General features: G+C 43.1%; 23 protein-coding genes. 17 read left to right on the forward strand and 6 right to left on the reverse strand.

Annotated elements, in window-relative coordinates:
- Nucleotide 1: 1 nt before the first annotated feature.
- The 6 genes from SKC35_RS09080 to SKC35_RS09105 are packed head-to-tail and all read left to right on the forward strand — an operon-like array spanning nucleotide 2 to nucleotide 7,713.
- Nucleotides 2-385 (forward strand): FtsL-like putative cell division protein, encoded by a 384-nt coding sequence (locus tag SKC35_RS09080; protein WP_377979079.1) that lies wholly within the window; start codon nucleotides 2-4, stop codon nucleotides 383-385.
- Nucleotides 385-2,535 carry a penicillin-binding protein gene (locus SKC35_RS09085; RefSeq protein WP_377979080.1) on the forward strand — a complete coding sequence of 717 codons (2,151 nt, stop codon included), beginning with the start codon at nucleotides 385-387 and terminating at the stop codon, nucleotides 2,533-2,535. The genes SKC35_RS09080 and SKC35_RS09085 overlap by 1 nt, the downstream gene beginning before the upstream one ends.
- Nucleotide 2,536: 1 nt before the next feature.
- A complete protein-coding gene (locus tag SKC35_RS09090; RefSeq protein ID WP_377979081.1) occupies nucleotides 2,537-3,955 on the forward strand; it encodes a UDP-N-acetylmuramoyl-L-alanyl-D-glutamate--2,6-diaminopimelate ligase in 1,419 nt (472 codons plus the stop codon).
- Between the two features lie 51 nt (nucleotides 3,956-4,006).
- Nucleotides 4,007-5,191 carry a phospho-N-acetylmuramoyl-pentapeptide-transferase gene (mraY, locus tag SKC35_RS09095; RefSeq protein ID WP_130894899.1) on the forward strand — a complete coding sequence of 395 codons (1,185 nt, stop codon included), beginning with the start codon at nucleotides 4,007-4,009 and terminating at the stop codon, nucleotides 5,189-5,191.
- 12 nt (nucleotides 5,192-5,203) lie between these two features.
- Complete coding sequence (locus SKC35_RS09100; protein ID WP_377979082.1) at nucleotides 5,204-6,442, forward strand: 3-phosphoshikimate 1-carboxyvinyltransferase; 1,239 nt, start codon at nucleotides 5,204-5,206, stop codon at nucleotides 6,440-6,442.
- Nucleotides 6,439-7,713, forward strand: a complete 1,275-nt coding sequence (locus tag SKC35_RS09105; protein ID WP_377979083.1) for a metal-dependent hydrolase family protein — start codon at nucleotides 6,439-6,441, stop codon at nucleotides 7,711-7,713. Before SKC35_RS09100 ends, SKC35_RS09105 begins: the two co-directional genes overlap by 4 nt.
- Before the next feature lie 65 nt (nucleotides 7,714-7,778).
- Here the strand turns inward: SKC35_RS09105 and SKC35_RS09110 are convergent, their stop codons facing one another.
- Nucleotides 7,779-8,324: a DUF6580 family putative transport protein gene (locus tag SKC35_RS09110; RefSeq protein ID WP_377979084.1), complete on the reverse strand. Its 546-nt coding sequence runs from the start codon at nucleotides 8,322-8,324 to the stop codon at nucleotides 7,779-7,781.
- A 100-nt stretch (nucleotides 8,325-8,424) separates the two neighbouring features.
- Here SKC35_RS09110 and SKC35_RS09115 point away from each other — a divergent pair, with 100 nt between their 5' ends.
- Genes SKC35_RS09115 through SKC35_RS09130 form a run of 4 tightly spaced genes read left to right on the forward strand, consistent with a single transcriptional unit; the run spans nucleotide 8,425 to nucleotide 11,582 of the window.
- Complete coding sequence (locus SKC35_RS09115) at nucleotides 8,425-9,558, forward strand: 5-(carboxyamino)imidazole ribonucleotide synthase (protein ID WP_377979085.1); 1,134 nt, start codon at nucleotides 8,425-8,427, stop codon at nucleotides 9,556-9,558.
- Between the two features lie 10 nt (nucleotides 9,559-9,568).
- Nucleotides 9,569-10,060: a 5-(carboxyamino)imidazole ribonucleotide mutase gene (gene purE, locus SKC35_RS09120; protein WP_377979086.1), complete on the forward strand. Its 492-nt coding sequence runs from the start codon at nucleotides 9,569-9,571 to the stop codon at nucleotides 10,058-10,060.
- Nucleotides 10,060-10,686, forward strand: a complete 627-nt coding sequence (locus tag SKC35_RS09125) for a LysM peptidoglycan-binding domain-containing protein (RefSeq protein WP_377979087.1) — start codon at nucleotides 10,060-10,062, stop codon at nucleotides 10,684-10,686. The genes purE and SKC35_RS09125 overlap by 1 nt, the downstream gene beginning before the upstream one ends.
- Nucleotides 10,683-11,582, forward strand: a complete 900-nt coding sequence (locus SKC35_RS09130; protein WP_377979088.1) for a M15 family metallopeptidase — start codon at nucleotides 10,683-10,685, stop codon at nucleotides 11,580-11,582. The genes SKC35_RS09125 and SKC35_RS09130 overlap by 4 nt, the downstream gene beginning before the upstream one ends.
- On the opposite strand, the gene fmt is transcribed toward SKC35_RS09130, so the two are convergent.
- Nucleotides 11,579-12,496 carry a methionyl-tRNA formyltransferase gene (fmt, locus tag SKC35_RS09135; protein WP_377979089.1) on the reverse strand — a complete coding sequence of 306 codons (918 nt, stop codon included), beginning with the start codon at nucleotides 12,494-12,496 and terminating at the stop codon, nucleotides 11,579-11,581. The genes SKC35_RS09130 and fmt overlap by 4 nt on opposite strands.
- Before the next feature lie 195 nt (nucleotides 12,497-12,691).
- Here fmt and greA point away from each other — a divergent pair, with 195 nt between their 5' ends.
- Nucleotides 12,692-13,165, forward strand: a complete 474-nt coding sequence (gene greA / locus SKC35_RS09140; RefSeq protein WP_377979090.1) for a transcription elongation factor GreA — start codon at nucleotides 12,692-12,694, stop codon at nucleotides 13,163-13,165.
- Here greA and SKC35_RS09145 read toward each other — a convergent pair.
- Nucleotides 13,162-13,839: a YggS family pyridoxal phosphate-dependent enzyme gene (locus tag SKC35_RS09145; protein WP_130922797.1), complete on the reverse strand. Its 678-nt coding sequence runs from the start codon at nucleotides 13,837-13,839 to the stop codon at nucleotides 13,162-13,164. The two genes, greA and SKC35_RS09145, sit on opposite strands and share 4 nt — an antisense overlap.
- 97 nt (nucleotides 13,840-13,936) lie before the next feature.
- Here SKC35_RS09145 and SKC35_RS09150 point away from each other — a divergent pair, with 97 nt between their 5' ends.
- The 4 genes from SKC35_RS09150 (at nucleotide 13,937) to rplI (ending at nucleotide 16,100) form a co-directional block, all read left to right on the forward strand.
- The gene (locus SKC35_RS09150; protein ID WP_377979091.1) at nucleotides 13,937-14,911 is read left to right on the forward strand and encodes a hypothetical protein; all 975 of its coding nucleotides are present in this window, start codon (nucleotides 13,937-13,939) and stop codon (nucleotides 14,909-14,911) included.
- Between the two features lie 93 nt (nucleotides 14,912-15,004).
- The gene (rpsF, locus tag SKC35_RS09155; protein WP_130894911.1) at nucleotides 15,005-15,367 is read left to right on the forward strand and encodes a 30S ribosomal protein S6; all 363 of its coding nucleotides are present in this window, start codon (nucleotides 15,005-15,007) and stop codon (nucleotides 15,365-15,367) included.
- Between the two features lies 1 nt (nucleotide 15,368).
- Nucleotides 15,369-15,620 (forward strand): 30S ribosomal protein S18, encoded by a 252-nt coding sequence (gene rpsR / locus SKC35_RS09160; RefSeq protein WP_130894912.1) that lies wholly within the window; start codon nucleotides 15,369-15,371, stop codon nucleotides 15,618-15,620.
- Between the two features lie 36 nt (nucleotides 15,621-15,656).
- On the forward strand, nucleotides 15,657-16,100 hold the full coding sequence (gene rplI / locus SKC35_RS09165; protein WP_130894913.1) for a 50S ribosomal protein L9: 444 nt from the start codon (nucleotides 15,657-15,659) through the stop codon (nucleotides 16,098-16,100).
- A 339-nt stretch (nucleotides 16,101-16,439) separates the two neighbouring features.
- On the opposite strand, the gene SKC35_RS09170 is transcribed toward rplI, so the two are convergent.
- A complete protein-coding gene (locus SKC35_RS09170; RefSeq protein ID WP_130922799.1) occupies nucleotides 16,440-17,669 on the reverse strand; it encodes an isocitrate dehydrogenase (NADP(+)) in 1,230 nt (409 codons plus the stop codon).
- Between the two features lie 200 nt (nucleotides 17,670-17,869).
- On the opposite strand from SKC35_RS09170, the gene ffh reads away from it, so the two are divergent.
- Nucleotides 17,870-19,204 (forward strand): signal recognition particle protein, encoded by a 1,335-nt coding sequence (ffh, locus tag SKC35_RS09175; protein WP_377979092.1) that lies wholly within the window; start codon nucleotides 17,870-17,872, stop codon nucleotides 19,202-19,204.
- On the opposite strand, the gene pheT is transcribed toward ffh, so the two are convergent.
- Entirely contained in the window at nucleotides 19,205-21,637 is a 2,433-nt protein-coding gene (pheT, locus tag SKC35_RS09180; protein ID WP_377979093.1) for a phenylalanine--tRNA ligase subunit beta, read from the reverse strand.
- A gap of 8 nt (nucleotides 21,638-21,645) precedes the next feature.
- Nucleotides 21,646-22,218, reverse strand: a complete 573-nt coding sequence (gene def / locus SKC35_RS09185; protein ID WP_377979094.1) for a peptide deformylase — start codon at nucleotides 22,216-22,218, stop codon at nucleotides 21,646-21,648.
- A 101-nt stretch (nucleotides 22,219-22,319) separates the two neighbouring features.
- Between def and SKC35_RS09190 the strand changes: the two genes are divergently transcribed.
- Nucleotides 22,320-22,937, forward strand: coding sequence for an inorganic pyrophosphatase (locus SKC35_RS09190; protein WP_223131121.1), 618 nt, complete (start codon nucleotides 22,320-22,322; stop codon nucleotides 22,935-22,937).
- Nucleotides 22,938-22,954 lie beyond the last annotated feature (17 nt).

A 22,954-nucleotide genomic window follows, 5' to 3' on the forward strand; every position in this document is an offset into this window, starting at 1 on the left:
CATGGCAACACCGATCGAACCGAAAGAAACAGGGCCTAAACGAATCTCTTCACCCAAGAAGGAAGGGATTTTTGATTCCATTTTCAATATCGACTATTTTACGGGAGGCGAGCTGCCGGTGATGTGGGTAAAAAGAATTGCCTTTGTGGCTTTTTTGACCCTAGTCAATATCTATTATTCGATGTTAGCTGACGGTAAGTTGCACCAAATTCAGAAAGAAAAAAGTGCTTTAGAGGAAGATCGCGCTGATTATACCACGCAGAAGGCGGAGTATATGAAGGTGAGCAAGCAAACGAATTTGGAAGAGACATTGAAGCGTTATCAAATCGGGGTGAGTACGCTTCCTCCCACTAAAATCATCATTCAAGTCAATAAAGAGCAATAATGGCGAAGGAGAAAAGACCTAATATTCGGGGCTTAATTACAAGACGTTTCTATACGTTTTTTATCATTATTTTGGCTGTGTTCTTGTACCTGCTGTTCAGTTTGTACAAAGTGGTGGTGCTGAAAGGGCCTAAGTTTCGTTCAGAAGCCATGGCGACTTATGTGAAAAAACGGAAGATCGAAGCTACGCGTGGTAATATCTATTCGGATGATGGAAGTTTGCTTTCTACCACTTTACCTAAATACCGCTTAGGGATGGATCCCTCTGTTTTGACGGGGAATGCGAAGGCGGATGAATTCTATAAACAACACATTGATGGCTTAGCTGCGGCATTAGCGAATTTCTTTAAAGATCGCACAGCGGATGAATACAAAGAGAAGATTGCGGCAGCTAGACGCAGTGGTCGGACCTATTTGTTATTGAATAATCGCTTGTTAGACTTCCAAGAAAAGAAAAAGGTGTTGAGCTTTCCCTTGTTTAAAGAGGCTAAAAATTCCAATAAATCAGGGGTGGTGTTTGATAAGATCAATGTGCGCTACGCACCCTTTGGCCAAATGGCCTATCGTACCGTGGGGTATTTGAAGGATCTGCGAGATAAGGGGCGTGTGGGGATTGAGAATAGTTTTGATAAAGAGTTACGTGGTGAGTTTGGAGAGGGGATGTATGAGAAAATGGATAATAATACTTGGCGTCCAGAGCCCGGCGATGAGCCTAAGTTGCCGGTAGCAGGGGTGGATTTGCACTCGACTTTGGACATTAATATTCAAGAGATTGTGGAATCTGCTCTTTTAAATGGGATGAAGAAATTTAAAGGTAATTACGCGGTAGCCATCGTTATGGAGGTTTCGACCGGTAAGATTAAGGCCTTGTCGAATATTGCGGCTAATCCGCTTTCGCCCACCGGCTATTCTGAAACCTATAATTATGCCTTGCTTGAGGCGCGTGATCCGGGTTCTGTTTTCAAGTTGCCATCCATTATGGCCGTATTGGAAGAGAAAAACTATCCGTTGACGAAGATGGTGAATACGGGGGATGGTAAATTTCGATTGTATAACGGTGTAATGTCGGATTCTCATCCATTAGGTACGATTTCATTAGAACAAGTCATTGAAAGTTCCTCGAACGTAGGGACGATGAAGCTGGTTCAAGAGGCTTTTGGGACAACGAATAACGAGAAGTTTTACAATTACCTGAAGAAATACCATTTAATTGAATCGCTTGATTTTCAATTGAAACCGAGTAGAAAACCCGTTTTTCCTGTGCCTTCTAAATGGGATGGTTTGCAGTTATTGTGGTCTTCTGTAGGTTATTCAACCCAGTATACGCCATTGCAGATTTTAGCTTTCTATAATGCGATTGCGAATAATGGGTACTGGATTCAACCCATAATTGTCAGCAAGGCTACGCGTGGGGATGAAGTCGTGACGGATTATATGGCATCTCAGGTTCGTGATTCGAAGCCTTTGTGCTCACCAGAGACTTTACAGAAATTGAAAATCATGTTAGAAGGGGTGGTGACCAAAGGAACCGCGAATAACATCAAAGGTTCTGTCTATGGTATTGCTGGCAAAACGGGTACTGCCCAACGTACGGTAACCGGCGCTAAGGGCTATAGAAAAGGAAATTACTACACGACATTTGCAGGTTATTTTCCCGTTAAGAATCCCAAATACTCGATCATTATCGCAGTAGATGAGCCTAAGGGTAATTCAGAAGGAACGTATGCTCGTCAAGTGACAGCCCCAGTTTTCAAGGAAATTGCTGATCGAATTTATTTGCGCGATATGAAATTGCAACAAACCTTACGTGGTTATTTGCCAGACTCTTTGAACAAGAATAAGTTGTCAAGTACACTTCATCCAGCAGATCAAAATATTCTATTCTCGCATTTAGGTTTGCCTAAAGTGGAAGAAAACGGCCAATGGTTGAACTTTAATTTAGAGAAGAAGACCGTAAGAAATCAAGCCATCACCATGACCCCTAAAACGGTTCCCAACGTGGTGGGTATGAATTTACGTGACGCCTTGTTCGCTTTGGAAAATAAAGGGTTGAAGGTGCGGGCGAACGGTTTTGGGACGGTGACAAATCAATCCATCCCGGCTGGTACCGCTGCCGCGAAAAATAGTTTAGTCTTTATTCAACTGCATTAAGATGGCGCAAATCACGTTATTTCCAGGAATTGAAATTCAACATTTGTGCTTTGACTCGCGTCAGGCCAAAGCCGGTTCTGTCTTTTTTGCCATTCCGGGTACACAAGTGGATGGGCATTCGTTTTTGCCTCAAGTGTACGAGCAAGGTTGTAAACTTTGGGTGGTGGAAAAGGCCCCGCTAGAGCTTCCAGCCGATGTAACTTGTGTACAGGTATCTGATTCGAATCAAGCCTTAGCGGAGGCTGCAGCGGAATTCTATGGACATCCTTCTAAGAAATTGAAACTAGTAGGGATCACCGGGACGAATGGAAAAACGACGACCGTTACTTTACTTTTTGATTTGTTCAAGCGCTTAGGTCATCGCTGCGGATTGATTTCGACGGTGGTGAATAAGATTGAAGATAAAATTATTCCATCGACGCATACGACCCCAGACGCGCTGAGCTTGAATGCTTTGTTAGCGGATATGGTTACAGCGGGCTGTAGCCATGCCTTCATGGAGGTGAGTTCGCACGCGGTGGTACAAAAGCGGATTCATGCGGTGCAATTTAGTGGTGGTATTTTTTCCAATATCACACGCGATCACCTGGACTTTCATGAAACCTTTGACGAATACATTAAGGCCAAAAAAGGTTTCTTCGATGCCCTCCCCGCCACTGCTTTCGCGTTAACAAACGTAGATGACAAGCGCGGAATGGTGATGTTGCAAAATACAGCGGCAAAGAAATATGGTTTTGGTTTATTGAACGCGGCAGATTTTAAAGCGAAGATTATCAGCAACGGCGTAGGCGGATTGCAGTTAGAGATTGATCACCAGCAAGTACACGCGCAATTAATTGGGACTTTCAATGCCTACAATTTATTGGGAATATACGCTGCGGCACTTTTATTAGGCGAGGAATCACATGAAGTATTAGTGCAGATTTCGGCCTTAAAAACGGCTCCTGGTCGATTTGAGCAATTGGCTGGATCTCAGAACAAAATGGGGATCGTGGATTATGCGCATACTCCAGATGCCTTGGAAAATGTCTTGAAGACGATTCAAACGATTCGCGATAAGTCGCAGCGCATCATTACGGTAGTGGGATGTGGTGGAAATCGGGATACAGGGAAACGTCCAATTATGGCTGAATTAGCGGCTAAATACAGTGATTCCGTGGTATTGACCTCGGATAATCCGCGTAAGGAAGATCCGGAATTGATTTTGGATCAGATGGAAGCGGGTGTTCCAGTGGAGTTGAAATCCAAAGTGCACCGCGTTTCGGATCGCAAGGAAGGTATATTTTTCGCAGTTCGGGAATTAGCCGTAGCGGGTGATATCATTTTAGTGGCAGGGAAAGGCCACGAAAATTACCAAGATATTCAAGGAGTGAAATACGACTTTGATGATAAACTAGTCCTGGGAGAGGCGTTTAGCTAAGTTTGAATTCCCCTCGATTTTTTGCAATTTTATAAATTAAACCCCATTTAGATGCTTTATTACCTCTTCGAATACTTAGACAAGACCTTGAATATCCCGGGCGCCGGCGTGTTTCAATACATCACGTTCCGCGCTTTTGCGGCGATCATTACGTCTTTAGGTATTGCAGCGATTTGGGGTAAGTCGGTGATTTACCGTTTGCAAAGATTGCAAATAGGGGAGGAAATTCGGGATTTAGGTTTAGAAGGCCAAATGGCTAAAAAAGGCACTCCTACGATGGGAGGCTTCATTATTTTGTTGTCTTTATTGATCCCAACCCTCCTTTTTTCGAAGGTAACGAACGTGTACATCGTTCTATTAGTCACTTCGGCTATTTGGTTAGGTGCGGTGGGTTTTGCAGACGATTACATCAAAGTATTCAAGAAAAATAAAGAAGGTTTATCGGGTAAATTTAAGGTGGTTGGCCAAATCGGCCTTGGAATCATCGTGGGTCTGACGATGTATTTTAACCAGCACATTAAAGTACGTGAATTTGCGGCGGACGGAACTTTTGTGGATCATAAATCGCTTTTGACAACTGTGCCTTTTATGAAGGATAATCAGTTCGATTACAATATGTTATTGCCTAGTTTTATTCCGGACGAATACGTGTGGATTGTCTATGTTTTAGTCGTTATTTTCATCATTACAGCGGTTTCGAATGGCGCGAATATCACGGATGGAATTGATGGATTGGCAGCAGGAACATCGGTGATTATTGGTATTGCTTTAGCCATCTTAGCCTATGTTTCAGGTAACAAGGTGATTTCACAATACCTGAATGTGATGTTTATTCCTAATTCTGGTGAGCTCGCGGTCTTCTGTGCCGCCTTTGTGGGTGCTTGTATCGGATTCCTTTGGTATAACGCCTATCCGGCTCAGGTATTTATGGGCGATACGGGAAGTTTGATGTTGGGTGGCGTAATCGCTACCTTAGCCATCGTAATCCGTAAGGAAATGTTGATTCCGGTATTATGTGGTATCTTCTTAATCGAAAATTTATCCGTCATCATTCAGGTGGCCTATTTTAAATATACAAAACGCAAATATGGGGAGGGGCGTCGCGTCTTTTTGATGTCGCCATTGCACCACCATTTTCAAAAGAAAAATTACCACGAATCGAAGATCGTTATTCGTTTCTTAATCGTGGGAATCATCTTAGCTGTTTTATCATTAGTCACTTTAAAATTGCGTTAACGCAACCCTGTTTTGAGTCAAATTACTTTATTTCCTCGTACGTCGTCTTTTTCAGAAATTATCCCTTTGCCTGCTTCCAAATCAGAGAGCAATCGGGCTTTAGTGATCAATGCTTTAGCCAATGGAACGATTGATAATCTTTCCAATCTAGCGGAGGCGCGTGATACGCAAACCATGATTCGCTTGTTATCGGAGAATGGTCCGGAGGCTGATGTGTTAGACGCGGGAACAACGATGCGTTTTTTGACTGCTTATTATGCGGTAACAGGAGCGATTAAAAAGATGACAGGAACGCCTCGCATGTGTGAGCGCCCGATAGGTATATTAGTGGATGCTCTACGTGCTTTGGGAGCAGATATTACCTATTTGAACCAAGAGGGTTATCCTCCGATGCAATTAAATGGGTTCACCTTTAAAGGGAACCGGGAGATTTCCATCCGTGGCGATGTAAGTTCGCAGTTTATTTCCGCGATTTTGATGGTCGCACCTTTATTACCAGAAGGATTAAAATTGCAAATCACGGGTGCGTTAGGGTCTAAGCCTTATATCGAGATGACCTTGGCTCAGATGAAGCATTTTGGGATTCAGGCTACAGCGGATTGGTCCAAAGGAAGCATTGAGATTCCTGCCCAGACATATACCTTACAACCCTTTGCCGTAGAATCGGATTGGTCCGGAGCCAGCTATTGGTATTCGATGGTGGCCTTGTCGCCATTTGAAGATAGTTCATTGGAATTACTAGGCTTAAAAGAGGATTCCTTGCAAGGGGACTCCGCTATTAAAGCCATTATGGAGCCATTGGGTGTAAAAAGTACGTATACGGGGCGCGGTTATTTATTGACCAAAATCCCAGCTCAGGCTTCCCTAGCTTGGGACTTCACGGATTGCCCAGATTTGGCCCAAACCATCTGCGTCATCGCCGCTGTAAAGGATATTCCGTTGACTTTAACCGGGTTGGAATCCTTAAAAGTGAAGGAAACAGATCGCGTTTTAGCTCTGCAGAATGAATTAAAGAAATTAGGGGCGAGTTTAGTAGAGAAAGAAGCGAATCACCTATATGAAGTGAAAGGAGATTTTGCGGCCGTTTCAGTCATCGAACCTATCGAAACCTATGATGATCACCGGATGGCGATGGCCTTTGCGCCGGTGGCCATGCAGAAAGAAATTACCTTATTAGATCCTTCTGTAGTCAATAAAAGCTACCCCAGCTTCTGGAAACACGTTTCAATCTTATTAACCTCTACCCTATGAAAAAAGTATTGACCTTAGGTTTAAGCCTATTGGCTTTTGCTGGTTTTGCCCAAAAAACTATTTTACATTGTGGCTCACTCATCGACGTGAAAACGCAAACAGTCTTAAAAAACCGTTCCATTGTGGTGGAAGGAAAGAAAATTGTAGCAGTTTCGGAAGGATACCTTAGTCCTGCCAAAGGCGATGTGGTGGTCAATTTGAAAGACAGAACGGTGATGCCAGGTCTGATTGATTCCCATGTACACTTAGAATCGGAAACAAATCCGGGGGCCTATTTGGATCGCTTTGTGAAAAATCCGGGTGATGTGGCTTACCAGGCATTGGTTTATGCGAAGAAGAATTTACTAGCAGGATTTACCACGGTGCGTGATTTAGGCGGTAGCCATGTCGTGATTAGTTTGCGTAACGCGATTAACAAAGGGATTGTAGAAGGGCCACGCGTCTTTACGGCGGGTGTTTCGATTGGTACTACTGGTGGTCATGCGGATGATTCAAATGGTATTAATGAAGCATTCAAAAAGGATTTAGGACCAGAAGATGGCGTAGTAAACGGCATCGCGGATGCGGCGAAAGCGGTGCGTCAGCGCTATAAAGAGGGTTCGGATTTAATTAAAATCACGGCTACAGGTGGTGTTTTAAGTTATGCCAAAGATGGTTCAGGTGCACAATTCACAGAAGAAGAAGTGCGTACGATTGTTCAAACAGCGAAAGACTACGGTTTTAAAGTAGCGGCGCATGCTCACGGAAAAGAGGGCATGAAACGTGCCGTTTTGGGTGGTGTATCTTCGATCGAACATGGAACGTATATGGATGAAGAAGTGATGGAATTGATGAAAAAGATGGGAACCTACTATGTACCTACTGTGATTGCAGGTCGTTCCGTAGCGGATTCTTCTAAAATCCCGAATTACTACCCAGAAATGGTGGCCAAGAAAGCGGCGGCGATTGGCCCGATCATTCAAGGAACGTTCGGTAAAGCGTATAAAGCGGGGGTTAAGATTGCGTTTGGTACAGATGCGGGCGTTTTTGGCCATGGAAAGAACGGCTATGAGTTTATCTTGATGAACGAAGCAGGAATGCCTGTATTAGAAGCCATTAAGTCAGCGACAGTTAATGCGGCAGATCTTTTGGGTCAAAGTGACTTGATCGGTTCTATCGAGGTAGGGAAGGCCGCAGATATCATCGCTGTTCCGGGTGATCCAGTAGCTGACGTAAAACTCATGACAAAGGTGAACTTCGTAATGAAAGACGGAAAGGTCTATAAAAACTAGATAGACATCAACAAAAAAGGGTCGGCTCGCATCTGCAAGCCGACCCTTTTTTTATGCTTAAAGTTCTAGCGTAAAGCTGGAACTTGTTTTTTCAATACTTCAAAAGCTCCGAAGAATAAACCGGAGAATAAAAACTGGCTAGCAATAGTGTTCTTTAAGAATGGGATACCCGCCGCGTAGCAATTTAATAAACCTGCGAAATCTCTCGTATACGTATGATCTGGTGAAACAAACGAATTGAAATTAGAAATAAGGAAAAATCCGATTACAGCTACCACATTCGTTCCAATGAAACGAGAGGCGCTTGCTGTGGCGTTTTGGCCTAATAAAGCGATTAATGCGAAAGCTAGCATGTGATAGCCATCAAATCCGAAGGAGAATCCTGGGAAAAAGGAGTCATATAGGGTGTTATTAAGAATCAAATTTGATCCCCAAACCGCTAATAAGGTCCAAGCCACCGCTTGTTTGCGGTTATGCAGATAGGCGCCCACAAATAGAGCCATAGCAGCCATAGGTGAGAAGTTTGCCCAACCTGGTCCAGCTAAAATCAACAGACGACTCGCAATAGCAAGTAAAATGAAAGCGATAATCGTAGTATTTCTTTTTGTCATGATCTTTAATCGGTATCCAACAAGAATATTTTTTCTCGAGGTCTAAATAATTTCCAAAGGTAAAACAAAAGCCGTAATTTTACCCATTGAATTCGAATTTATGTCTAAATCACTTCCCAAAATCGGATTATTAGGCGGCGGTCAGCTAGGACGAATGCTCTTACAAGCAGCCATCGACTTAGACTTGCAGATTGCTTGCCTTGATCCAGATCCTGAAGCCTCTTGTCACACCTTGACGACCCAGTTTACGCAAGGGTCATTCCAGGATTATGATACAGTGTACAACTTTGGGAAACAATTCGATTTAATCAGCATCGAAATCGAACATGTGAACATCGAAGCGCTAGAGCAATTAGAAGCGGAGGGAATTAAAGTCTACCCGCAACCTCATCTGCTTCGCATGATTCAGGACAAGCGCATTCAAAAGACCTTTTTCCAAACCCACGGCTTTCCTACAGCTGATTTCAGATTAATCGAATCAGCTACTGAAATTATAGCTAACGAAGACTTCTTGCCTGCTTTTAATAAGTTAGGTAAAGGAGGCTATGATGGAAAAGGCGTACAATTTATAGGGACAGCGGCGGATGCCTCTAAAGGTTTTGACGCACCGGGTCTATTAGAAAAGGCCATTGATTTCGATAAAGAATTAGCCGTGATTGTGGCGCGTAATCCGCAAGGAGAAATAAAAGCGTTTCCGGCGGTGGAGATGGTTTTTCATCCGGTCCAAAACCTGGTAGAATTCCTCGTTTCCCCCGCAGCCATTTCGCCTGAAATAGAAAAAGAAGCAGAGCAAATAGCCGTCAGTTTAATAGATAAAATGGGATTAGTGGGTGTTTTAGCGGTGGAAATGTTTTTGACCAAAGACGGGAAAATCCTCATCAACGAAGTCGCTCCGCGACCACATAATTCTGGTCATCAAACCATCCGAGCAAACGATACTTCTCAATACGAACAACATTTACGAGCGATTACCGGCTTGCCTTTAGGAGACACGAAGGCACATTCTTTCTCTGGGATGTTAAACTTATTAGGAGCAGACGGCTTTACGGGTCCAGCTAAATACGAAGGTTTGGATACGATTTTAGGTATATCAGGCGTTCATCCATTTTTATATGGGAAGAAAATAACGAAGCCTTTTCGCAAGATGGGGCATATCACTTTGCTAGGGGAATCCCGCGAAGAGATTGAACAAAAAGCAGAACAAGTAAAACAAAGCATACGCGTTATCGCATAAATAGCTAGCTATGGTAGGAATTATAATGGGCAGTAGCTCGGATCTTGGAGTAATGCAAGAGGCCATTCAGGTTTGTAAGGATTTTGGAGTGGCCTATGAAGTAGATATTGTATCTGCACACCGCACCCCAGTTAAAATGATGAATTATGCACAGCAAGCAAAGTCTCGCGGCATTCAGGTGATCATCGCAGGTGCAGGCGGGGCAGCTCATTTGCCAGGAATGGTGGCTTCAGCGACTATTTTGCCTGTCATTGGGGTTCCCGTAAAATCCTCGAATTCTATCGATGGTTGGGATTCCGTCTTATCTATTTTACAAATGCCTAATGGCGTCCCCGTTGCGACGGTTGCCCTAAATGCGGCTAAAAATGCAGGATTACTAGCGATCCAAATGTTGGCGATTGCGGATGAGATTTTGGCAACAAAATACACCGCCTACAAAGCAGAATTAGAAGATAAAGTGGCTGAGATGAGCCAAGAAACGAAAGCTAAATTTTCCAAATAATGAGTGAGAACGAAGAAAGCAGCAAATTGCCTGTCATCACCTTGGGTATTCTTTTATTGACCTTAGTTGGCTTAATCGCCGTAGGATTTGAGCATTTTGTTAGTCCAGATAAGGACGAATTAATTAAGGCTGAGAAATTTGTTGAGACAGAGGAAGAGGTGTTGCCGGAAGCATCACAAGTAGTGATCGATTCTACGCAAGATCCAGCGGATTCATTGATCGTTCCCAAGGATTCCATTATCAGCAAGTCTGACGAAGAAGAATTAGCGGAACAAAAGAAAGAAGCGGAAGCTGAAGTCGTTCCCGAGGTAGCAACGCCAGCCGGTAAATCACATGCCATTACCGTGGAGAAAGGGGAAACCTTTTCTGCTGTGGCTCGGAAGTTTGGTTTGAAGGTAGATCAATTGAAAGCCTTAAATCCAGGAGTAAATCCGGATGGAATTAAAAGTGGTTCGACAAAATTGAACGTAAAGATTCAAGCAATTCATACGGTAGGACCTGGCGATATCATGCGCAAAGTGGCGGAGAAATATGGCGTGAGTAAACAAGCTATTATGGACGCGAATCATAAGAAAGATGATATTACACTTCGTGGTGAAGTGCTTGTCATTCCGTTGAAAAAATGATTTTAATTGGTCTATTTCAGCTTTTATTGCTTTTCTTGGAGAATACGGCGGCTCAAGCACGTAAATGTGAGCCCACTAAGCTAGCGTCGCTGGATTGGGACGAGTTTAAGTGGCTCTATAAGCAGCAAGACTCCACTTTTTCAGGGGATTCTATTGCGTCCTATGTCTTTATTCGCATTAATCCAGATGGTACGCGTGAGGCACGAGAGGTGTCAGAATTACACCAGCCTTGGACGGATTTATTGGCTTCTGAAATCGATTCATTCGAAGTAAAACGGGACAGTTTAATCAAGCGTATCCATGCGCCTTATCGCTTAAAATATACTTCCACCACTCGAAATAAGAAACAGCAATTAGCTTTGCAGAAGAAGGGCTTTTCCAAAGCCTTTATCTCCTTTCATAACTTCGGATTAGCGGCTGATGGTGCCATCGCTCGTAAGGGTAGACATTTACGTCGCGGGGCTATTTATGATCAGTATGGTATGAAAGCAAAGGAGATTGGTTTGTTTTGGGGTGGTGATTTTGTGGGTTTCCCAGACCCCGGTCATATTCAGGCCTTTTTAAATTCAGCTACTTTAATTCAGAAATATCCAGAGGTTGCATTGGAGTACGAGCCTTTCAAGAATGCCTATGAACGAAACTATTTCAAAAAAGTGGATCTAGGTAGGGAAGAGCTAGTGGAGGATTCCCGCGATTTATTGATTGAACTGAATCTGTTACGCGAAAATAAGCCCTGCGCTTGCTCTCAGGCAATCCCTTTTCCAGCGTCTGCTTCGGGTCTCCAATTGAAACCGTATACCATTACTGTCTTAGCAAACCTGCAGGAAAATTATATTTTTATCCAAAAAGGCTCCTATGGTTACTTTTATTCGACAGGTCGCTGGAAGCTAGACTAGAAATTAAAATTATATCCACGTAAAAAGTCCTCGATTTTCAATCGCTTTTTACCTTCCATTTGCCACTCTAGAATGTTGATGTAGCCATCGCTGCAGCCCACGCGTAGAAACGTTTTTTGATCCGTATCCCAAACACCCACTCCTAAGTCAGGGATAATCTCCGGATGGAATTCCACGCCAATTAGCTTGCAATTTTTGCCTTGAAATACCGTATGAGCCCCCGGGAATGGATTCATTCCGCGTACTAAATTCACGATATCGCGTCCCGCGCGCGTCCAATGCACTTCGCCGGTGCTGCGTTGTAATTTAGGAGCTGATTTCAGTTCTTCGATTTCTTGCTGCGGCTTCGGATGAATGTCGCCTGATTCGATCGCTCTAGTCGTTTTAACTACTAATGCGCCACCTTTATTCATCAATCGTTCGTACAATTCCCCTGTGGTGTCAGTCTCTGATATCGGTTCAGTCTCTTGGAACAATAAGTCCCCTGTGTCGATTTCGTGTTGTAAAAAGAAGGTCGTAATCCCGGTTTCGGTCTCCCCATTAATCACTGCCCAGTGGATAGGCGCCGCACCGCGGTATTGAGGAAGCAAGGAAGCGTGCAAATTAAACGTACCCTTAGGAGGCATATTCCAAACAGCTTCCGGTAACATTCGGAAGGCTACGATTATTTGAAGGTCAGCCTTATACGCAGCCAATTCTTCTAAAAAGGCAGGATCTTTTAATTTTGCCGGCTGCAAAACGGGTAAGCCTACGGAAACCGCATACGCTTTCACCGGGGAAGATTGGATCTGTTGTCCACGGCCTGCAGGTTTATCTGGGGCAGTCACTACGGCCACTACATCCAGTTTAGCCTCAACTAAGGCTTGTAAACTGGCCACTGCAAACTCTGGGGTTCCAAAAAATATAATCCGCATCCTTGATCTTGATAGTTTGTGGAATCCGTCTGAATTTTTATTATCTTTGTCCTCTACAAAACAACCAATACGTGCTGTTAGAAAAACAAAAACTTTAGTTGCGAATCCGAAACAAAACTACAAATAAATTAGGTAGAACGGTCGGAGGCCGTTCTATTTTGTTTTTAAGCACGGAGGTAAAACCCTAAAAAGAGTATGGCAAAGTTTCAATATTACACGGCAGAGGCGCTAGATAAATTAAAAGCGGAATTACATTATTTGAAGATTACAGGTCGTTCAGATATGGCCAAACAAATCGCAGAGGCGCGCGATAAAGGCGATTTAAGTGAGAACGCAGAGTATGATGCGGCGAAAGATGCACAAGGCTTATTGGAATTGAAGATCTCTAAAATGGAGGAAATCATTTCAATTGCGCGTGTTTTGGACGAATCGACAATTGATCTATCGGTTGTTTCAATCTATTCCATTGTTCAGATTAAGAACACTAAAACTGGAATGACCGTAACCTATACGATTGTATCGGAGGAAGAGGCAGACTTGAAAGCGGGAAAAATCTCGGTTTCGTCTCCTTTCGGAAAAGGTTTATTAGGCAAGAAAGTAGGGGATTTAGCAGAAATCACTGCCCCGGCTGGAAAATTGGAATTTGAGATTATGTCCTTAACGCGTTAGTGACGAGGACCGAAGATTGCTGATCCCACTCGAACTAAGGTAGCTCCTAGTTCAGCGGCAATCAAGTAATCACCAGACATACCCATGGACAATTCAGTCCATTCTACAAGACCGGTCGAAACGCCGGTTTTGTTGTTTTTGAGCTGCTGGAAAAAATCCGCCAGGCTCTTGAATTCGCGTCGAATCTGATCCTCATCTGCCGTGAAACTCGCCATTCCCATTAAACCCACGATGCGGATGTGTTTCATCTCTGCAAATGAGGCATCTGCTAAAAGGGCCTCGGCTTCCTTAAAATCCAAACCAAACTTACTTTCCTCCGTCGCAATGAAAATCTGCAACAAACAGTGGATGACGCGGTTATTTTTCGCCCCTTGCTTATTGATCTCCTTCAATAAATTCAGCGAATCCACAGAATGAATCAGGTGCACGAAGGGCGCAATGTATTTGACTTTGTTCGTCTGTAAGTGTCCGATTTGATGCCAAAGAATGTCCTCAGGCAACACCGCCTGCTTTTCGACCATCTCTTGCACGCGGTTTTCTCCAAATTCAATCGCTCCCGCCGCATACGTTTCTTGCAGCTCCTCGATGCTTCTCGTCTTTGTGACTACAATAAGTCGAGCAGTGCTGTCGTTTAATTGCTTGTTAATCAAGGAAATTTGTTCTGCGATGGCCATAGGGCGTTAAGGCTAAATTTTGTTTGGACTAAAAAATAATATTAAAATTAATTTATTATTTTTGATTCAGGAGTAAAAGATCAAATAAAGCAAATAAATGGAATCGGATAATTCGAGGGGAAACGAAAGTAGTTTGAAGAGTCGCGTGACCTGGTTAACGCTGTTGGTTTTTTTATTGCTGGCCTATATCCTAGTGGATAAATTTGGTTTGCTGGATCGATTTACGCAACCTTCTCAAGCGGAATTTGTGGAAAATGCACAGGTGAAGCTGGATTCGGTAGCAGAACAGTTGAATTTGCGTTTAGTCCAAATTAAAAAATTAGGCGGTAAAGTCAATGAGTTAGAAAAGGCCAAAGCTCAAATCCTAGGCGATCAAAAGCATTTAAGCGACATCGATCCAGCCGAATTCCAAAAGAAACTAAGTTACTATTTGCACCTTTTGGGTCAAAAGGATGCGGAAATCAAAAAATTGAAGAAGGAAAACGTCGTATTAATTCTGCGCAACGATTCCCTAAGCCGCGAAGCCCAAATTCTAAAAGTGGGTTTAGTGAATATCCAAAAGGCACTAGAGGATTCGAGTAAGACTTTTGGCCTAAAAGAAAGAGAACTAAGTGAGAAGTCACGTGTGTTGGAAATTAGAAATAAGGAATTAACCGAAAAGGTAAGCGCTGCCGCTGCCTTGCGTGCAGAAGGGGTGAACGTTTATGCGATTTCTTCGCGCGGTAAAGAGTCTTCGGTGAATAACCAGAAGGCGCGTAAAGTTGATAAAATCCGCGTGATGTTCCATTTGCAAGAAAATACCTTAGCGAATAAAGAGATCAAAACGGTGTTCCTGCGTATCATTGAACCTACCGGAACGACCATTTCTGATTACAATCTAGGCTCAGGCACCTTTGACTTTAAAGGACGTGAATTAACATTCACCAGTCGCCAGCGTATTTTCTATGAAAATAACCACCAATCGGTGGAATTCATCTATTCTAGACCGAATGGTTTCAAAGCAGGAAAGCACGAAATTGAGCTTTATGCGGAGGGCTATCTGATCGGTTTGGGAACCTTCGAAGTTCGCTAATCCTAAAATTTTGTTGTTAACGTTTTGATTGTGAAGGAATATTCGTACCTTTGCAGTCCAAATTTTTACCAGTTTTTAAACAACAATTTTTTTATGGAATTAAAAAACTATGAGACGGTGTTCATTTTAACTCCCGTTTTGTCTGAACAACAGACAAAGGACACTGTTGAGAAATTCAAGAATCTGTTGGTAGAAAACGGTGCGCAAATCGTTCATGAAGACGCTTGGGGCTTACGTAAGTTAGCTTACCCGATTCAGAACAAGCACACTGGATACTATCAAATTTTCGAATTTGCAGCAGCTCCTACTTTAGTCGCTAAATTAGAATTAGAATACAAGCGTGATGAGCGTGTGATTCGTTTCTTAACCCTAGCGGTAGATAAGCACGCATTAGCTTATAACGAAAAAAAGAGAAAAGGATTAGTAGGTAGAAAACCAGAAAAAACAGAAGCATAATATGACACTAGTTAACGAACCTGTAGATAAGAACGGAAACCGCAAAAAGTATTGCCGTTTCAAGAAATCTGGTATTCAATACATCGATTTCAAAAACCCTGATTATTTATTGAAGTTAGTGAACGAGCAAGGTAAAATCTTACCTCGTCGTATCACTGGAACTTCTTTGAAATTCCAACGTCGTGTGGCACAAGCTATCAAGCGTGCTCGTCACTTGGCTTTGATGCCTTACGTGGCTGACGGTTTAAAATAGTACCTTATCCAATAAACATTTGATTGTAAACATAAGATGGAAATTATATTAAAAACAGATATTGCTGGATTAGGTTACAAAAACGATATCGTTGCAGTGAAAGCTGGTTACGGTCGTAATTACTTAATTCCACAAGGTTTCGCTATCATGGCGACTCCGTCTAACCGCAAGGTTGTAGCGGAAAACATCAAGCAAGCTGCTCACAAAGTGGAGAAAGTTCGTCAAGATGCATTCGATTTAGCTACAGCTATCGGTGAAATGACATTAACTATTCCTGCAAAGACAGGTGATAGCGGAAAAATCTTTGGTCGTGTGACTAGCCTTCAAATTTCAGAGATGTTGAAAGAAAAAGGTTTCGATATCGATCGTAAGAAGATTTCATTCGATACAGAAGTGAAGACAACCGGCGATTATGCTGCTACGCTTGACTTACACAAAGAAGTAAAACACAAGATTGCTTTCTCTGTGGTTTCAGAATAGTATTTGAAACAAAACGATAAGAAGGAATCGCGCTGAGCAATCGGCGCGATTTTTTTATTTTAAGCCAGGGCTTAAAATAAAAAAATAGTCCGCAGGGAATTAGTCCGGAGTCCGGAGGAGGAGAGTCCGCAGGGAATTAGTCGGCACTGCTGCGCAGCGATGTCGTTTAGTCGTCCTGCGGACTTAGTCGAATGTGTCAGCAAAAAAAATCCGAAGAGGGATTTCTTCCCCTCCGGACTCTTTTCCTTCAGACTTGGCGAAGCCAGCCTCCGGACTCTTTGACTAAGTTGCGAAGCAACGACTAAGCGACGTAGTCGCGACTAAGCCGCTTGCGGCGACTTACGCTAACGCAGCCTTCAAATTCGTATCTAAAGCCTCTAAGAACTCTTCTGTGTATAAGTAGTGCTCTCCGTGAGTAACTTTATTACCATGGATACAAACGGCTAAGTCTTTGGTCATTTTACCTGACTCTACAGTAGCTACACATACTTTTTCCAATGTTTGGCAGAAATTAATCAAAGCCGCATTGTTATCTAATTTACCACGGAACTCTAAACCACGAGTCCAAGCGAAGATAGACGCGATTGGATTCGTAGAAGTAGGCTTTCCAGCTTGGTGATCGCGGTAGTGACGAGTCACCGTTCCGTGAGCCGCTTCCGCTTCCATTACTTTTCCGTCTGGAGTAATCAATACAGACGTCATTAAGCCTAATGAACCGAAACCTTGAGCAACGGTATCAGACTGAACGTCTCCATCGTAGTTTTTACAAGCCCAAACGAAGTTACCATTCCACTTTAATGCAGAAGCAACCATGTCATCGATCAAACGGTGCTCATACACGATGCCCGCTGCTTCGAATTTTGCTTTGTAATCTGCTTGGTAGATCTCTTCGAAGATATCTTTGAAACGACCATCGTATTTCTTCAAGATCGTGTTCTTAGTCGATAAGTATAAAGGCCATCCTTTGCTTAATGCCATGTTGAAACATGAGTGCGCAAAACCTTTGATTGATTCGTCTGTGTTATACATGGTCATCGCAACGCCATCGCCTTTGAAGTTGTATACTTCGAACGTTTGAGCTGCACCACCATCTTCTGGTTGGAATGTAACGGTTAATTTACCTTTTCCTTTGGTGACGAAGTCAGTTGCGCGGTATTGATCACCAAACGCATGACGACCGATCATGATCGGAGCAGTCCAGTTAGGGACTAAACGAGGAACGTTTGCACAAACGATTGGCTCACGGAAAACAGTACCATCTAGGATGTTACGGATCGTTCCGTTAGGAGATTTCCACATTTGTTTCAAATCGAATTCCGTTACACGAGCCTCATCAGGAGTGATGGTAGCACATTTGATACCTACACCGTATTTTTTGATTGCCTCAGCTGCTTCGATAGTTACTTGGTCATTCGTCTCGTCGCGGTATTCTACACCTAAATCATAGTACTTAATGTCTAGATCTAAATAAGGTAAGATTAATTTATCCTTGATGAATTTCCAGATAATTCGAGTCATTTCGTCGCCGTCTAATTCAACGACTGGGTTGGCAACTTTAATTTTTTCCATTTTTGTTATATCAAAATTTTGATAGGTTGTGTTAATCTTGCAAAGGTAAAGACTAAATCTTTTTTCCTCCATTATTTTGGGGTATTTTTGTTAAAATAGTGGATATTTTTTCTTGCCAAATAAGCACGGAAAGTTCAAGCTCATTATTTGATTAAAATTTGCCTGAAAAAGCGTAAATTGCAGTCCTTTTTTTAGATACTATGTTTGAGAATTTAAGTTCGAAGTTGACCACTGCTATGCGTACCCTGAAGGGGAATGGCAGAATTACAGATATTAACGTTGCCGCTACGGTAAAGGAAATTCGCCGTGCCTTAATGGACGCGGACGTTAACTATAAGGTGGCAAAAGAGATTACTGATCGCATTAAGGACCAGGCAATGGGCCAAAAAATCTTGATCTCCGTCGAGCCTGGTCAATTATTGATTAAAATCGTTCACGAAGAGTTAACCCAGTTAATGGGTGGTCAAAAGCAGGATATTAACTTAAAAGGCGATCCATCGGTCGTTTTAATCGCGGGTTTACAAGGTTCTGGTAAGACGACTTTCTCGGGTAAATTAGCTCAATACATTAAAAAAGGGGGGCGCAATGTGCTATTAGTAGCTTGTGATATTTACCGTCCAGCGGCGATTGACCAATTGAAAGTATTGGGAGAGCAAGTAGGGGTGGAAGTGTACGCTGAGCCTGAAAATAAGAATGCCGTTAGCATCGCGGAGAACGCGTTGTCTTATGCCCGTAAAATGGGTAAAAAAGTAGTCATTGTCGATACAGCGGGTCGTTTAGCGGTGGATGAGGTGATGATGAATGAGATTGCAGCCGTGAAGGAGGCGATTAAACCGACTGAGATTTTGTTCGTCGTGGATTCCATGACTGGTCAAGATGCGGTGAATACGGCAAAGACCTTTAATGATCGATTAAATTTTGATGGCGTTGTCTTAACGAAATTGGATGGGGATTCTCGCGGTGGTGCGGCCCTTTCTATCCGTCAAATTGTAGATAAACCAATCAAATTCATTTCTACAGGGGAGAAAATGGAAGCCTTGGATCAGTTCTATCCTGATCGTATGGCAAACCGTATCCTTGGAATGGGAGACGTGTTGTCTTTAGTGGAGCGTGCGCAGCAGGCTTTTGACGAAGATGAAGCGGCTCGTTTAAATAAGAAAATACGCCAAAACAACTTTACGTTTGAGGATTTCTACGCGCAACTACAACAAATCAAGAAGATGGGTAACATCAAGGATTTGATGGGAATGGTGCCGGGAATGAGTCAGGCCGTGAAGGATGTAGATATTTCCAACGATTCCTTCAAGCCTATTGAAGCGATCATCAGTTCGATGACTCCGAAGGAGCGTCAGAATCCAGATATTTTGAACCCATCGCGCAAGAATCGGATTGTAGCTGGGTCTGGAACATCGATTCAAGAGGTGAATAACCTGTTGAAACAGTTCGAAGACATGCGCAAAATGATGAAGATGATGAACAAGGTTCAAGATGGAAAGATGAAGATGCCTAATTTAGGAGGCATGTTCAAGCGCTAATTATTTTCGAATTAGCGCTCCTATTTCCTTCTCGAATCCTTTCATTAAGCGATCCATGGTGGACTCAATTACCTTATCTGTTAAGGTTTGAGATTCATCCTGTAGCGTAAAGCTTACAGAATAAGCCTTCTTGCCTTCGCCTAAGTTTTTGCCCTCGTAGACGTCGAATATCGATACGTTTTTCAGTAAATTCTTCTCGTATTGCTCCGCAAGTTTGCGAATCGCTTGGTAGCTAACCGTTTTGTCAACGACAAGTGATAAGTCACGACGAACCTCAGGGAATTTAGAAATCTCCTGGTAGACGAAGTCTGCCTTTTCTTGCTTCACCCAGTAATCCCAGTCGAAATCAGCGAAGAATACGTCTTGTTTTACCTCCCATTTACTGGCTAAATTCGGGTGAATCATCCCTACTTCCAAGCAAGCTTTCTTGTTGATGGAAATGCGCAACCCAAAGGCAAAAACACTTGAATTTTCGATCGTATCTGTCTCAAATTCGGTTACCCCAAGTGAGCGCATTAGCTCGATACTGACTTGGTATAAGTGGTGTAACGCGGTTTTAGTAGGCGCGCTTGACCAGGTTTCTCCGGCCCATAACCCCGTCGTAAATAAAGCTAAATGTTTCTTCTCGATGTATTTAGCGCCTTTTTTATGGTAGGTTTTGCCAAATTCAAAGACTTTCAAATCTTTTTGACGGCGGTTAATATTGTGTGCTAATACCTCTAATCCGGCGAAAGACATGTGCTGTCTCATCACGCCTAAATCTTCAGAAAGACGATTTAGAATTTCCACCGTTTCGAATTGTAAATCTTTCGCGATGGCAGAGTGCGCATCGGCTTTCGTCAATGAATTGGTGATGATTTCTTGGAAACCTTTGGCCGTCAAAATCTGTGAGATATTCAACTGCACGCGTTCTTTGTCTAATAAAGGGAATTCCGAGATAAAATTCGCGCTTAAATGATCTGATAACGGGATGTTATCCAAACCGTGGATACGCAAGATTTCTTCGATAATATCTGCTTCTCTGGTCACATCGACGCGGTAAGCAGGGGAGATCGCAACGAATTCGTCACCTTTATCTGCCTCGATTTTAAAATCTAAAAGCGTCAAAATTTCCTTGATTCTTTCAGCCGCTAATTCAATACCGATGTATTGTTGCACGCGGCGAACGCTGACAGGAATGCGAACTAATTCAACCTGGGTTGGGTAATAATCAATCGGCTCAGAGGTGATTTTTCCGCCAGCTAACTCTTGAATTAATTGGGCTGCGTATTCCAAAGCGAATAATTTCGCCTGAATATCCGTGCCACGCTCGAAACGGAACGAAGCATCGGTTTTAAGTCCGTGGATTTGGCTTGCCTTACGAATGCGCTCCGGCTTGAAGTGAGCGACTTCTAAAAATACACGCGTGGTGCTGTCTTTAATGCCTGAGTCTTCTCCGCCCATTACACCGGCCATGCCGATAGCGCCTGATGCGTCGCAGATCATTAATTCCTCGCCGGTTAATTTACGTTCAACGCCGTCCAAGGTTTTGAATACGGTACCAGCTGCTAAAGTATCGACGATTAATTTACCCCCTTTGATTTCATTCCAATCGTAGGCGTGCATCGGTTGGCCTAATCCGTGGCAGATGAAATTGGTGATATCGACCACGTTATTGATGGGACGCAATCCGATGGCTGTTAAACGTTCCTGTAACCATGCTGGCGAAGGCGCTACTTGAATGCCATCCATCGAGATGCCGCAGAAGCGATCACAACCGGAGTCTTTTACCTCAACCGCAATGGGATGCGCGTTACTTTCGATCACTAAGGCTGGCGATGGCAATTGAATGGGAAGACCCGTTACAGCACGAATATCGCGTGCTACACCCCAGTGAGAGGCAGCGTCTGCGCGGTTTGGTGTTAATCCGATTTCTAGTACTAAATCTCCTGCGATGTCAAAAAATGAAGCTGCTGGGGTTCCGTTAGGCACCTGAGTGTCTAATACTAATATCCCATCGTGTGATGTTCCTAAGCCGATTTCATCTTCTGCACAAATCATTCCCTCGGAAGGCTGTCCGTAGACTTTGCGCTTCTCGATTTTGAATAATTCTTTGCCCTCTTTATCGTATAATTGGGTGCCAGGAGTGGCGACGATCACTTTTTGGCCTGCTGCTACATTCGCAGCTCCACATACAATCGTTAAGATTTCATCTAAACCTGCGTCTACCGTCGTCAGGCTCAAGGTCTTCTCTTTTACTTCGAATTTTTCGCAGGTCAAAATTTCACCCACAACGAACCCTTTCAATCCACCCGGAACCTTATCGTGCGGCTCAATGCCTTCCACTTCCAGTCCAGTGTTAGTTAATAAAACGTCTAATTCTTCGGGGCTACCTTGGGCAGGAAGCTTCGAAATATCAATAAAATCGCGTAACCAATTAAGGGAAATTTTCATCTGTCTAATTAACGAGTAAGCTTCATTTTGTAATCCACGGAAACTTTTCCTCGCGTGATATCACTTAACTTATTTTTGATGAGGCGTTTTTTCACTGGATTCAAATGATCTGTGAATAAAATTCCTTCGATATGATCGTATTCATGTTGGATAATGCGAGCAGCTAAGCTTTCGAATACATCCGTTCTTTCTTCGCCTTGCTCTGTCCAGTAGTGAATTTTTACGTATTCTGGGCGATACACCTCGCCGCGAATACCTGGGATCGAAAGACATCCTTCCTCGAATCCCCATTCGTCGCCTGTTTCGTCCAAAATAGTCGGATTCACAAACACCTTCTTAAAGCCGATTAAAGACTCATCTACGTCCTCGTCCTTTTCTCCCTCGTTCATGGGACGGCCGTCTACCACAAACAAGCGAATGTCCATTCCGATCTGAGGCGCAGCTAAACCAACGCCGCTGGCCGCATACATGGTCTCAAACATATCTTCCGATAATTTGATTAAATCGATGCTCCCTAATTCAATAGGGGATGCGACTTTTCTTAAAACAGGGTCCCCGTAGGGTATAATTGGATAAATCATGTCTATTAGCGCAATGCAAACAACAAATTTAGCAGAATTTATCCTTTGTTTTTCGTAATTTGCAGGGATTTTTAACCTAAGTTAGATTTAATAAAAAGATTATGAATAGAAACTTCTTTAAGGCACATCCTTGGCATGGCGTTCAAATAGGTGACCAAATGCCTGAATTAGTGACCGCGTTTATTGAAATTGTTCCTACGGACACTGTTAAATACGAGATTGACAAGCAAACGGGATATTTGAAGATTGACCGTCCGCAGAAATTTTCGAATATTGTGCCTGCTTTATATGGCTTTTTGCCACAAACATACTGTTCAGATGGTATCGCGGAATTAGCTCGTAAGTATTCTGGTAAGGATATTGAAAGAGGGGATGGTGATCCATTGGATATTTTAGTGCTTTCTGAGCGTGCGATTACGCATGGAGATATTTTGTGTCAAGCGATTCCGATTGGTGGAATTCGCATGATTGATAAGGGTGAGGCGGATGATAAAATCATTGCGGTATTAAAGGATGATCCGATTTATGGCAAATGGAAAGACATTGCGGATGCGCCTAAAGATATCGTGGAGCGCTTGAGACATTATTTCTGGACGTACAAAATGTTGCCAGGAGAAACTACCTCCAATGCGGTAGATATTGATGATATTTATGGTCGCGAGGTGGCGTTCGAAGTGATTCGCCAGGCACGTGAGGATTACCGTAAAAACTTTGGTTAGAAAACCTTAACATGTAA

It is taken from the genome of Aquirufa originis (genome assembly GCF_042714495.1).
GTDB lineage: Bacteria > Bacteroidota > Bacteroidia > Cytophagales > Spirosomataceae > Aquirufa > Aquirufa originis.